The sequence below is a fragment of the Raoultibacter timonensis genome (assembly GCF_900240215.1).
GTDB lineage: Bacteria > Actinomycetota > Coriobacteriia > Coriobacteriales > Eggerthellaceae > Raoultibacter > Raoultibacter timonensis.
The window spans coordinates 1,744,690-1,756,741 of record NZ_LT964679.1; the positions used below are offsets into that span (position 1 = coordinate 1,744,690).

At 62.8% G+C, this 12,052-nt stretch carries 9 protein-coding genes; 5 read left to right on the top strand and 4 right to left on the bottom strand.

The window, feature by feature from the left end; all coding sequences use genetic code 11:
- Nucleotide 1: 1 nt before the first annotated feature.
- On the bottom strand, nt 2-2,899 hold the full coding sequence (locus C1722_RS07800) for a molybdopterin-dependent oxidoreductase (RefSeq protein WP_102378729.1): 2,898 nt from the start codon (nt 2,897-2,899) through the stop codon (nt 2-4).
- 1,110 nt (nt 2,900-4,009) lie between these two features.
- On the opposite strand from C1722_RS07800, the gene C1722_RS07805 reads away from it, so the two are divergent.
- Together C1722_RS07805 and C1722_RS07810 are read left to right on the top strand one after the other, a co-directional pair.
- A complete protein-coding gene (locus tag C1722_RS07805) occupies nt 4,010-4,552 on the top strand; it encodes an MBL fold metallo-hydrolase (RefSeq protein ID WP_280522953.1) in 543 nt (180 codons plus the stop codon).
- Between the two features lie 115 nt (nt 4,553-4,667).
- Nucleotides 4,668-5,792, top strand: a complete 1,125-nt coding sequence (locus tag C1722_RS07810; RefSeq protein ID WP_102378731.1) for an aldo/keto reductase — start codon at nt 4,668-4,670, stop codon at nt 5,790-5,792.
- 333 nt (nt 5,793-6,125) lie between these two features.
- On the opposite strand, the gene rimI is transcribed toward C1722_RS07810, so the two are convergent.
- From rimI to C1722_RS07830, 3 genes are all read right to left on the bottom strand, one after another.
- Nucleotides 6,126-6,554, bottom strand: coding sequence for a ribosomal protein S18-alanine N-acetyltransferase (gene rimI, locus C1722_RS07815; protein WP_102378732.1), 429 nt, complete (start codon nt 6,552-6,554; stop codon nt 6,126-6,128).
- 191 nt (nt 6,555-6,745) lie between these two features.
- Nucleotides 6,746-7,972, bottom strand: coding sequence for an MFS transporter (locus C1722_RS07825; RefSeq protein WP_102378734.1), 1,227 nt, complete (start codon nt 7,970-7,972; stop codon nt 6,746-6,748).
- Between the two features lie 32 nt (nt 7,973-8,004).
- On the bottom strand, nt 8,005-9,333 hold the full coding sequence (locus C1722_RS07830) for a trigger factor (RefSeq protein WP_146040622.1): 1,329 nt from the start codon (nt 9,331-9,333) through the stop codon (nt 8,005-8,007).
- A gap of 133 nt (nt 9,334-9,466) precedes the next feature.
- On the opposite strand from C1722_RS07830, the gene C1722_RS07835 reads away from it, so the two are divergent.
- The 3 genes from C1722_RS07835 to C1722_RS07845 all read left to right on the top strand — a co-directional run bounded on the left by C1722_RS07835 (nt 9,467) and on the right by C1722_RS07845 (nt 11,764).
- Nucleotides 9,467-10,732 (top strand): MFS transporter, encoded by a 1,266-nt coding sequence (locus C1722_RS07835; protein ID WP_102378736.1) that lies wholly within the window; start codon nt 9,467-9,469, stop codon nt 10,730-10,732.
- Nucleotides 10,733-10,789: 57 nt separating this feature from the next.
- Complete coding sequence (locus tag C1722_RS07840) at nt 10,790-11,116, top strand: hypothetical protein (RefSeq protein ID WP_102378737.1); 327 nt, start codon at nt 10,790-10,792, stop codon at nt 11,114-11,116.
- Between the two features lie 165 nt (nt 11,117-11,281).
- On the top strand, nt 11,282-11,764 hold the full coding sequence (locus C1722_RS07845) for a hypothetical protein (protein WP_102378738.1): 483 nt from the start codon (nt 11,282-11,284) through the stop codon (nt 11,762-11,764).
- Nucleotides 11,765-12,052: the final 288 nt, after the last annotated feature.

The window sequence follows — 12,052 nt, forward strand, 5'->3', positions numbered from 1 at the left end:
TCTATTCTCCTTCCTCGGTCGCGGCCGCGCCCTCGGATGCGGCCTGCTCGGGATCTTCGGCAACAAGCTCGTTGTAGCTCATGTCGTAGCATTTGCCGGTTGCCCCGTCTACCAAGCATCCGCGCTCGGCATCGTAGGCGAAACCGTAGTACGCGTCATGGAACGCGCCGGTCTCCGGATCGATGAGCCATCCGCTGTTGGGATCGTACACGTAAGCCAGATCGCCCAGCACGGCATGCCCGCGCTCAACGCTCCACGTGAGGTTCTCGGGAACCTCGTACGGTGCCGCCTCGGCGCCCGGATAGCAGCGGATGCCGGCCACGAACGGGATCTCCTCGCGGTCCATCGTGTACATCTTGCCGGTCTCGTCGTCGACCAGGCACTCGCCCGCCGCATCGTAGCGCCAACCGGTGTAGGCGTCGTGATAGCCCTTGGTCCTCGGGTTGATGAGCCAGCCCGATTCATCGAGGCGGAAGTGCGTGTCCTTCGTATACAGGTTGCCGCTCTGCCACACCCACTCGTATCCCTCGGGAACCTCCTCGGGAGGCTGCGGAACCTCGAACGGAATGGGCTCGCGAGCCAGATGCTGATCGCTCGGCATGACCGTGACGCCCGGCTCCTTCGACGAGCCCGGAATAGAGAACTGGGTGTCGGAGGGCTTGTAGTCCTTGTCGAACTCGCCGCACTTGTACACCTTGCACATGAGGCCGCGGTTCGCCCACGATCCGCCCATCGGGTCGCAGTCCCAATCGTCGACCGAGGTGAGCACGTTGACGTTGGATTCGAGGCAGCCGAACGGATTGTCCAGGTCGGCAGAGCCGTCGCGCTCGGGGAACCACCAGCCGCGCGGCGCGAACACCACGTTCGGGGCCACCTCGGGCTCCACGTTCGCGCGCATCTTGATGCGGCCGCGACGGGTTTCGATCCAGCACCAGTCGCCGTAGGCGATCTTGAGCTTCTCGGCGAGCTCGGGGTTGATCGAGAAGTACGGGTCGGGATAGAGGAAGCGGATGCCCTCCATCTGGAAGTGCTCGGAATGGTGGTACGGCATGAAACCGCCGCCCGTGGTGAGCACGATCGGGTACTCTTCGGCGATCTCGGGCGTGTCGATCTCGTTCTCGATGCAGCCGATGTAGGTGGGCATGCCCGAGTAGCCGAGCTGGCGCAGGATCGACGAGTTGCACTCGACCTTGCCCGAAGGCGTCCAGAAGCCGCCGTTGGTGATGAACTTGTTCTGGTGCAGCGGCGGATAGTACATGCGATAGTAATCGACGAAATCGTTGTAGCAGCTGATGGACAGACCGAGGGGCTCAAGGATGTGGTAGTAGGCCTCCTCTTCGGTCTCCCACGGCCACATCTCGGGATCCTGCCCGCATGCAAGGCCGAGCTTGCGCCAGAACGTCATGTCGGTGTGACGGTCGTACTTGGGCTGGATGGCGCGCCTGCCTCCCATGAACGAGTCGGTCGCACCGTAATGGGTAACGATGGTCGGACGCTCGAGCGCGCCTGCCGCCGGGAACACGTAGTCGGAGAACAGCGCCGCGGGAGTCATCCAGTAATCGACGGTGACCAAGAACTCGCACTGCTTGAGCGCCTGCAGCGTCATCTTCGCATCGCCGTAGGAGTTCACGGGATTCGTGGCATTCACGATGAGAGCGCGCACCTGGTACGGATCGCCCGTGATGATGGCCTTGAACACGCTCGGGCCATGGGCTTCGCAGAACCACTCGGTAGGTAGCGTCTTGCCCCACGTGCGTTTCGCGTTATCGGAGATGAGCTGGTAGCCGGGCCACGAGGTGAGCTTGAACTTGTTGGAGCCGATCTGCTTGGCCTTCTGTTCCTCGGGCAGGCATTCGTTCGCTTCCATCTCCTCGTCGGTCAAGAAGCCGAGCGAGGGACCGGGCATGCCGTCGCCACCGGGAACGTCGAGGTTGCCGCAAACCGCGCGGATGAGCGCGATGGCATGGCTGCCGGTGGTGGAGGCGCGGCCGATCTGGTCCCACGTGCAACCCCACTGGATGCAGCCGGGGCGGTTCATGGCGTACATGCGGGCGACTTCGCGGATCTGCTCGGGCTTGAGCCAGGTGATGGGAGCGGCCCACTCGGGCGTGTACTCCTTCACGTGCTCGCGCAGCTCGTCGAAGCCGTCGCACCATTCGTTGACGAAGTTGTAGTCGTACAGGCCTTCGTAGATGATGGTATGCAGCATCGAAAGCGCGAGGGCCGCGTCCGAACCGGGGCGCAGCGGCACCCAGAGATCGGCCTTGGAAGCCGTTTCGGAATAGCGCGGGTCGACGACGACGATCTTGAGGCCCGCCTTCTGCAGGTCGGTGTAGCCGTCCATGCCGCCAAGCGTCGAAGCGCCGGGGTTCATGCCCCAGAGGATCAGGCACTTCGCACCGCCGAGATCGGTCTCGAACGGCGACCAACCCGCTACGCAGGTTTCGGCCATGAACGTGGGGATCCAGCACAGAAGCGCGTTGTGGAAACCGTTCGGCGAGCCGAACTGGTTGAGGAAGCGGCGGCGCGCCCAGTCGTCGGTGCGCGTGGTACCGCCGGCCGTTGCCACCGCTTCGGCGCCGCTTTCGGCCTTGATCTGGTTGAGCTTATCGGCCACTTCCTGGATCGCCTGGTCGTATGGGATCTTCTCCCATTTGCCCTCGCCCTTCTCGCCCACGCGCTTGAGCGCGTGGTTGATGCGGGCGGGGTGGTTGACATGCAGAAGCGCACTGGTGCCGCGGCAGCACAGACCGCCATGGTTGGAGTAATCAGGATCGCCTTCGATCTTGATCACGTCGCCATCCTTGACGTAGGCTAGGACGCCGCAGTTCGCATGGCAGAAATAGCACAGCGATTTGACCATCTCGACGCCATCGGCGTGGATATCGATTTCTGTCATCTACCTTCCCCTCTACTACTCGTCTTGACATTTTCGTTCGCACATTGGGACATATGAAACGCGGAAAAGAGCAACCTCATACAGATCGCAGAGCCCAGTTTAGGGGAGCCCCGAACCGCATACATCACACTAGAAGATTTAATCCAGTATGGGAGGTAAGCCTATCGGTACTAATTCGGAATTCCCGCTTTTCGGACCACGCCGCTGACGGAACGAGACCCACCGCTCGCCCGCTCGATCCCCGAACCGGGCTTTCGCGTCTTGGTTTCGCCTTGCAGCCGGACATCCGGCGCCCCCGCCAATCGGATCGCGCGCGACCTTCGCCTTTCTTTTCCTCCTGACACATTCGCCTTAATCCATTATGCGACCAATACTCCTATTGGACGGCATCCATTATATAGCACCGAGTCAAGAATCAACAAAAGAGCAACGTCTGCTCCCGTGACTGGTGGGCATCGTCCGATAAAGAGTCGTTTTCGGGCGTTCCGCACACGGGGCGGCCGTGCGGAGTACGGGACGGCGGGTGGCTGCGGGNCATCGGTCGACAACGGAATGGCACAAAATTGGAGGTTTGGCAATTATTATCAATAAAGGGATGGTCATTCATTTAAGGCGCTCGGGAAATGCCTGTTCAGCGCGATGCGTTTTTCGTCCGCAAAATGTATAAGGTAGTATATTTTGCCAAACCTCGAATTTTGTGCCCGAATCGGCGCATTCCGCTATTAAACCAATATCGACATGCGCCCGCGTGCGACTTCGGAACGCCAGCCCGCTGTCGGGCGCTCCGCGAGGGCGCGTCGATCCTGGTTCAACGGCGGAATCGCCCTCGTCTACGGGTTTTTGCCGATTATGTTGCGTTCAAGACCCTTTGGGGCGGCTTTCGACGCCCTTGAAGGCGGGCCTTGAAAGAGGTCGAATCGGGACAGCCCCGCGACCAGGCAATATGATGAGAGCAAGAAGCCGGCCGGCTTGCAGGCGGGCTCCGGACGCAGCATAATCGTCAAAAACCCGTAGAAACAGCCCCGTCCGCAACACCCGCCGCTCTCGCCACCCGTTTACCCGCAACCCCCGCCACCCCTGCATACCCCCCCCCCCCCGTCNTTCGACCACATCGGAGGCCTCGGCGAACTCGAGTACATGGTGCAGCTCGTGACGAAGGAAGCGCTCCCGACGTACGGAAGCGCGCTTGCCCTCGAGGGCATCGGACGGGAGTTCCACTACATGACGTACTGTCTCGACGAACACGTGCTCGAACCGTTCGACAACGTTGAATACGACGGGGTGCGCTACACCGCCCTGCCGGTCACCCACGCCCCCGGCACCTTCGGCTATCTGGTCGAAACGCCGAAGACGAAGCTGTTCTATGCATCGGATACCGGTCCCTTGCCCCCCGAAACCGTCGAAGCCGTACGCGGCGTCGACGTCCTCGTGCTCGATGCGACGTTCTGGAAGCGCAACTGGAACCCGAACGACCACCATAGCGTGCAGGAGACGATCGAAGAGGGGTTTGCGCTCGATGCGGGCACGGTCTACCTCACGCACCTCGCCATGCACTACGACGAGCCCGTCACGCTCGCCGAACTCGAAGCGTACGTCGAGCAGTACGACGGGCGCGTCAAGGTCGCGCTCGACGGCATGAGGTTCGCGATCTGAGCTATGCGCCCGCTCGCGCGCATCGGCGCCTGGCGGAATTCTTCCCAAATTCATTCTTGACTTAGAGTGCGCTCCAAGACGTAGGATAGGCGGGCAACATTACGAGAGGAGCCTCATGAACCAAGAATTCGAATCCATCCCGAAGTTCGGCTTCGGGTGCATGCGCCTGCCGCTGACCGATCCCGAAGACCAGACGAGCATCGACATCGACCAATTCAAGAAGATGGTCGACGAGTTCATGGGCGCAGGCGGCACGTATTTCGACACAGCGCATGTGTACCACCAGGGAGCATCGGAACGCGCGCTCAAAGAGGCGCTCGTAGACCGCTACCCCCGCGATGCCTACACGGTGGCAACCAAATGCCTCGCCTGGGCGATCGAGAGCGCCGAGGAGGCTAAGCAGAACCTCGCCGTCTCTCTCGAGCGCCTGGGCCTCGATTACGTCGATTTCTACCTGCTCCACAACGTCGGAGGCAACCGCACTGCCCGGTTCGACGAATACGGCATGTGGGATTTCGTGCAACAGAAGAAAGCGGAGGGACTCATCAAAAACGTCGGCTTTTCCATACACGACGGAGCAGAGACGCTCGACGCCCTTCTCACCGCGCACCAGAACATGGATTTAGTGCAGCTTCAGGTGAACTACCTCGATTGGGACGATCCGGTCGTGGAAGCACGCGCCTGCATGGAAGTGGCTGCACGCCACGGCGTACCCGTGGTCATCATGGAACCGGTGCGCGGCGGTCGCCTGGCCGACCTGCCCGAACGCGCCGCCCGAATTCTGCACGAAGCGGCACCCGACGCAAGCTTGGCCTCGTGGGCGTATCGATTCTGCTGGCATCTGCCGAACGTGATCTCGGTGCTTGCCGGCATGTCGACGCTCGATCAGGTGAAGGACAACGCCGCGAGCTTCAAGGCGGACAAGCCCTTCACCGAAGCCGAGCAGGCTGCACTCGACGAAGCCGTCGCCGCGCTGAAGAGCGTGCCCACCGTACCGTGCACGAACTGCCGCTACTGCGCGAAGGAATGCCCCCAGGGCGTGAAGATTCCCGAGATCATGGGTTTGCTCAACCTCGAGCTCATGGTCGAGGACCGCGAGTTCGTGAAGGGACTCTACTCCTGGCAGGCAGCCGCGGGTCCTGCATCGACCTGCATCGAATGCGGCGCTTGCGAGCAGATGTGCCCGCAGAGCATCGATATCATCGACCAGCTCGCGCTGGCAGCCGAGCGCTACGAGTAACGGGTGGCGCCAGCGCAGCTTCGAATCGCGACCCGACGCGACCCGAATACTCGGCGCGAAGCCGCGCGCCGAGCGCGATCAAGGCCTACGCCGCCGCCTTGATTGGGAGCAACGAACGCAGGGCAGCGCACGGACAAGGCGACCATCAAGGTTTGCGCCCTACAGCTCTTGCCAACTACTAGATTATGTCTTATAATAGGATCGGTCTGAAACACAGCGGGCTTCGTGGGGGCACACACGGAGCCCGCCTTTGCGTTTCAAGGTGGCTTCAGCGTGTGGTCCTATCGCTTGGAAAGGTGGTTCCATCCGAACCGGGAACCGCCTCGCATCGGCTCATGCAAGCGATTTCGCCATGACGATCGCATCGTCGGCCGGATCGGCGTAGTAGCGCTCCCACACGTCCGCCTCCTCGAAGCCCGCCGCGCGGTAGAACGCGCGGGCCGCGCGATTCGAGGAACGTACTTCGAGCGTCACGACCGGCAACCCGCATTCGAGCGCGTACGCGAACACCGCATCGAGCAGCAGGCTTCCGTACCCCTTCGCGCGCTGCGCCGCATCGACGGCGATCCTCGCAAGGTGGATTCCCTCGGCGCTGCGCCAAACGCCCGCATATCCCACAACCGTCTCCGTCTCGTCTTCAAGCACCTCGTAGCGGGCAGCGGGGTTGTACCTGAGCTCGGCAAGATACGCGAGCGGCGTCCAGGGATCCCGAAACGCATCGATCTCGATCGCCATAACAGCCGGGATGTCGGTTTCCCGCATGGGCCTCACCGAGGCGTACCCGGCTGGCGCGCCCTCGTCATCCGCACCGTCCGCCTGCGCAGGCGTCNGCCCACGTCGAGCACGCGGGCGTCCCCGATCGCCTGCAGCCCGATCGCCTCGAATGCGGCGTAATCCTCACCTGCCGCCGAAACGGCCACCTTCGTGATCCACTGCTCGTTCCAGGCCATGCCCTACCTGCCCTTCCCCGCCCAACGCGCCGCCATACGCTCGTTCGCGGGCTTGCACAGGACGCCTGCGGCAAGCGACACCGCAACGAACAGCGGCACCGCGGCGAAGAACCCGCCGTAGCCGCCCGTCGCCTCGAACACCCAGGCTGCCGCCAAGGGGAACACGAGGTTGAACGGAGCGAGGACCACGGCGCTGACGCCCGTGTTGGCGGCAAGGTGGTCCTGCCCGAACGTCGTGCGCATATACGAGGTGTTGATAGCAGCGAACATGCCGTAGAGCAGCCCTTCGGCAAGCAGCGCACCCGCAAAGACGATCGGCGCACCCATCCAATACGACACCGCCATCGCCGCAGAGGCGGCGAGCGCGAGAAGCGGCAGTAGCACCAGGGTTTTGTACTGGCCGATCACATCGAACAGGATGCCCCCGATCGGGCGGCCGAACCCGTTCGCCGCGCCGAGGCCGCACGCCGCAAGGGTCGCAAGCGCTACCGGGGATCCGATCCCCGTCATCATGACCGAAGCCTCGGCGATCACCGCTCCGCCGATGCCCATCACCAAACTCCTCCAAACGCAGAACAGCCAAAACGACGGCTCGCGCACCACGCGAGAGGCGGGCAGGCTCACGCCGATGCGATCCCGCTTCGGTTCGAGCGCCCTCACCGACGGGGGCGGCGTGCGGATGAACCAGAGGGCGGCGAGCCCTTCCGCCACCACGGCGAGCGCGATGACCGCGAAGGCCGCGCGCCACCCGAGCGGAGAGTAGATGAGCGCCGAGGCGAGCGAGCCGAGCACGGCCGCCCCCATGCCGAACCCCATGACGAGCACGCCGCTCGCGAAGCCCACCCTGTCGCCGTACCAGGCGAGCACGTTGGTCGTCCACACCGTATAGCCCATACCGCTGCCGAAACCGCAGAGCACGCCGTAGAACACGTAAAGCTGCCACAGGTCTTCGATGAAGCAGCACAGGATCAGCCCCGCCGCAACCAGGGCGGTCGAAGCGACGAAGCACGCCCTGAGCGGCGCGACCCGCGATAGCCACCCGATCGAGAGCATGCCGAATGACAGCGCGATCATCGCGACGGAAAACGTAAGCGACGTCTGGCTCCTCGTCCATCCGAACTCCGATTCGAGCGGCGCGATGAAGATCGACCAGGCGTAGATCGTGCCGAACATGAGCAGCGTCGCAACGCCGACCAGAAGAATCGAAGCCCTGTTCCCCGAAGCGGCCACGAATGCGCGCTACCGAACGGGAGCTTCGTGTATCACGGCGTGCTCGACGAGGTAGCGGGTCGCCTTGGCGCGCCGGNGTCGAGGTCGGTCTCTTCGACCTCGAGGTCGAGGTGGTCGGCCAAAGCTTCGAGCGATAGCTGCCGCACGAGCTGTTCCTTCACCTGCATCATGAGCGCGATGCCCAGCTGCTGCTCTTCCATATGCTCCTGTTCGAGGAACGCCTCGAGCGTCGTGTTCTGGCGCTCGAGCTCGTCCAAGAAGCCCTTCTTGGCCTCGCGCATGGCGGCATCGTATACGGCATCCTCGATTTTCGCATCGAATCGCTTCGCCAATTCAGAGGCTGCGAGTAGCTCCTTCTGCCGAAAACGCTCGCCTTCAAGCTGCGCGGCGAGCGTCTGCTCGACTTTGGATTCGAGTTCGGCCACCGTCGAGCAATCGGGAACGGTCGAAGCCACCCACTGGTCGGTCACTTCGGGAACGACCTCTTTGAGGACGCCCTTCACGGTGACCGTGGACCGGTAGCGCTCCATGATCGGATCGCCGTTGCCGTCGACGCCGAAGCCGGGGCCCTCGAACTCGATATCGGCGGTATCGCCCACCGTCATGCCGATGACAGCCTCGTCGAACCCGTCGGGCATCGCAGCCGAACCCGTCGTGTAGCGGTTCCTCGGACGGCACAGGCCGCGCACCCGCTCGCCGTCCTTCACCGTCTCCATCGCAAGCTCTACGGTATCGCCCCGCTTCACCGTACGCTTGGCTGCATCGATTTCCTGGACGGCATGCTGGCGGGCCAGCGCATCGATCCGCTCGGCAACGAGATCGGCGCTCAACTCGGCGGGCATGATCGTGATCTCGACCGGATCGTAGGAGGGAAGCTCGATGCGGGGAACGCGCACGCACTCGAGGGTGAATTCGAAGCTTCGGCCGGCCCGGGCCGGCCGAGCCGACAGATAGGTCGGCAACCCCACGATATCCAAGCCGGCTTTATCGAGCGCGAACGGCACGGCATCGTCCATGATCTGCTCGGCCATGCGCGCCTCGTATTCCTCACTCCCGAGCTTCTCTTCCACAGCACGCTCGGGCGTGGTGGCGGGATCGGGGGCGATATGCTCCCGGTAGGCGATCGCGATGGCCGCTTTCCGTATGCGCTCCCCCATCTCGCCCGCGGCAAGCGCCACCGTCAAAACGAGCTTCCCGCCGTCGAGCTCCTCTGTTGTCACATCCATCCTCGCACCTGCCGCCTTTCGCGTTTTCCTGCGCGCTTCGGGCGCGCCGTCCCAAGCTCTGCACGCTACCACCGCGCTTGAAGCGCGGTATACCTCATCGAGTATGAAAAACGGCGATCTAGTACGCGCGGCCATACGCGCGCGTACAGCCGCATGCAAGATACCGAAGCTGGCATAGGGTCACAGGCGAAGCCCTTCCCTATAATCGAACCTGCCTTGGCGCGCTCGCGCCGCACCTCTTCGGAAAACTACAGAAGCGAGGGATTCCATGTCTGATTTGACAGTAAGCCAGATTAAGGGCAGGCGCAGGCTGTATCTTGCGCTCTCTACGCTGGCATTGCTCTTTCTCGGCCTCATTTACGCGTTCTCGATGTTCGCCGGCCCGATAACCTCGGCGTTCGGCCTCGACAAAGCGGCGGTGGCGCTCACGTTCAATATCATGATGATCACATTCTGCATCGGCGCGGTCGTCGGATCGCAGATCGATGCGAAGATGGGCGTGAGGGGATCGCTCATCGTAGCGGCGGTGCTGTTCTTCCTCGGGTTCGCGGGAACGGGGCTGTTCGGCGACGGGAACATCGTCGTGCTCTACCTGTTCTACGGAACGTTCGGCGGCCTCGGCGTCGGCATCGGCTACAACACCATCGTAGCCACCACCAACGTCTGGTTTCCCGACAAGGTCGGGTTTTCCTCGGGCGTGCTCATGATGGGCTTCGGACTGGGGTCGCTCGTGCTCGGGACGCTTTCCGTCAACCTGATCCCCTCGTTCGGCCTCGGCACCGTATTCGCCGCCATCGGCATCGTCACGGCCGTGGTCGTGTTCGCCCTCGCGCTTCTGCTCAACCGACCTCCCGCAACCATCGTCGCCGTCATGGCGCCCGAGAAGGCGACCGCTTCGGGCTACGACCCCGGCGACGAGGACGCGGCGCTCAAGACCCCCGCGTTCTACGTGTACTGGATATGGGCCATCATCGTCATCGCCATCGGGCTTGCCACGATCGGCAACTGCGCTTCCGACGCCCAGCTCGTCGGCATCGATGCGACGTTCGCCACGTTGCTCGTCGGCCTCGTATCGACCTGCAACGGCCTCGCCCGCATCGTCATCGGCATCGTCTACGACAAGACCAACGTCAAGACGACGATGCTCATCGACGGCCTCGTGGCGGTCGCAGCGACGTTCTGCATCGTCGGCGCCTTCGTTACCGGCATCTCGGCGCTCTACATCGCGGGCACGTTCTGCTGCGGCTTCTGCTACGGCGGCGTACCGGTAGTCGCCTCTGCGTTCTCGCGCCAGCGTTTCGGATCGAAGAACTATCCGCTCAACCTCTCGCTCGCCAACTTCGCCATCGCGTTCGGCTCGCTGCTCAACATCGTCGTGAGCTCGGCGGTCGGGGGCGCCGAGAACCGCTTGGCCGTGTTCGCGGTCATGGCCGTGCTCTCGGTAGCTGCAACTATCAATGTGCTGCCGTTCTCCAAGATCTGGAACCGCGATATGGCCATGCTCGAAAAACGCCGGTCGTCGGCATCGCAGTAACCGCGTCCGTGCGGAGCGCTTGGACGCTTCGCACGATAGGATGGAAGGAACCGATCCATGTCCAGAGAGCTCTCGAAGCGCAAAGCGCGCTGCCTCGACGAGATAGCCGAACTGCGGGCCCGCCGAAGGCGCGACGTCATCAAGTGCGCCGCCGCCTTGGCGATCATCGTCGTCGTAGTCGCCGGCAAGCAGCTCCTCGCCTCGCAGGGCGTTATCGATCCGAACGGCATCGTCGCCGGTGCGCTTACCATGCTCATCGCGTTCGGTCTTGCCATCGTCGGCGGCACCGCGAGCATCGAGTTCACGAAAAGCGGCGCGAAGATACGCGAGCTGCGCCAATCCTGCGGCATCTCAAAAGAGGATCTCAAGCAATACCGCGTATAGGCCGCGTACGCAAACCACGTCGATGTCGGCGTGTCGATATCGATTTGCAGATGTCGGTTTGCGCGGGGTGCGCAGTTGCTGTACGGACAAGCGCCCTCCGCAGCTGCGAAAACCCGCCCGCAACCCGTCCGCGATTGCCCGCAGAAACGCAGAGAGGACCGCCGTATGGAATTCGCACTCATCATCACCGTGATTGCAACGGGATTCTTCGTCGTGCTCGCGCTTACGCTACGCTACCTGCGAACGCTTCAACACGAAATCCAACACGCCCGCAACGCGTTTGACCAAGCGTGCGCGCAAAGCGCAGCGAACGGCAGCGATCCCCGCAAAGCGCACGACGGCTCTGCCTTCGCCAAAAGCGACGATCCCGAAAGCCGCAAAGCCGAAGCCGCCGCCGAACGGGCCCTCGCCTACAACAATCTCGTGGCAACCTACGTCAATGCGGCGCATACGTTTCCGGCGACCCTCGTCGCGCGAAGGCTCGACTTCCCGTACGAGCCGATCGATCCGGCATGGGTGGATCAGGTGCTCGGCCGCCGCTACGCTTCTAGCCAAACGCCCGACGCAAGCCGCGTTATGAACCCGTACATGCTCTGGGCCGCGGGGATGGGCGATGTTGCGCTTGAAGATGAAGAGCGGGTCGATTGACTTCAACCGCCGTGCGTCCATCGTACGGCGGTTGAGCGCATGTGACTTCGATCGGAAATGCGCTTTTTTCTTCATTGTGCTGTACTTGGGACCCTCAAGGGGCCGGTTTTCGACCCAGACGCGAGCGCCTGCAGCAACGAGCTCATTGGCATGAAGCGCCGACCAGGCAATACGCAGCAAGAGAATAAAGCGGCGCGCCTTGTGCGTTTCGAAACCGCAACACAACGAAAGAAAACCCGTATCTGAGATCCGCACACCCGCTGGCACGACCCCGCGGGCTCGCCCGCC

Coding starts and splice junctions, on each gene's coding strand:
- C1722_RS07810 (WP_102378731.1), top strand. CDS start 4,668: ATGAACCAAGAATTCGAATCCATCCCGAAGTTCGGCTTCGGGTGCATG.
- C1722_RS07845 (WP_102378738.1), top strand. CDS start 11,282: ATGGAATTCGCACTCATCATCACCGTGATTGCAACGGGATTCTTCGTC.
- rimI (WP_102378732.1), bottom strand. CDS start 6,554: ATGCGGGAAACCGACATCCCGGCTGTTATGGCGATCGAGATCGATGCG.
- C1722_RS07835 (WP_102378736.1), top strand. CDS start 9,467: ATGTCTGATTTGACAGTAAGCCAGATTAAGGGCAGGCGCAGGCTGTAT.
- C1722_RS07840 (WP_102378737.1), top strand. CDS start 10,790: ATGTCCAGAGAGCTCTCGAAGCGCAAAGCGCGCTGCCTCGACGAGATA.
- C1722_RS07800 (WP_102378729.1), bottom strand. CDS start 2,899: ATGACAGAAATCGATATCCACGCCGATGGCGTCGAGATGGTCAAATCG.